The sequence below is a fragment of the Neisseria sp. P0022.S009 genome (genome assembly GCF_051956675.1).
Classification (GTDB): Bacteria; Pseudomonadota; Gammaproteobacteria; order Burkholderiales; family Neisseriaceae; genus Neisseria.
The window spans coordinates 1-430 of sequence record NZ_JBQCXE010000086.1 but is presented as its reverse complement, the minus strand read 5'-3'; the positions used below and the strand labels follow the sequence as shown (position 1 = coordinate 430).

The window sequence follows — 430 nt, the reverse complement described above, 5'->3', positions numbered from 1 at the left end:
TTGGTATGTGGTGCAGGCCTATTCCGGTTTTGAAAAAAATGTCCAAAACACATTGAAAGAGCGTATTGCTCGTGAAAACATGGAAAATTATTTCGGTCAGATTCTTGTGCCCGTCGAGGAAGTAGTAGATATCAAGAATGGTCGAAAAACCATCAGTGAGCGTAACTTCTATCCAGGCTATGTATTGGTCGAAATGGAAATGACTGATGACTCGTGGCATTTGGTTAAGAGCACTCCTCGAGTAAATGGTTTTGTAGGCGGTAGTGGAAATCGCCCGATCCAAATTTCTCAAAAAGATGCGGATGCTATTTTGCAACAAGCTAAGACAGGTGTTGAGAAGCCAAAACCAAAAGTTGAGTTTGAAGTTGGTCAGCACGTTCGCGTACACGCAGGCCCATTTGCTGATTTTCACGGTCTTTTTGATGAAGTT

Annotated in this window: 1 protein-coding gene; it reads left to right on the top strand. The window is 42.6% G+C overall.

What is annotated here, in order from left to right; translation table 11 throughout:
• Positions 1 to 430, top strand: a 430-nt coding sequence (gene nusG / locus ACTHUG_RS11560) for a transcription termination/antitermination protein NusG (protein WP_440422313.1), incomplete at both ends; no start/stop codon positions are given.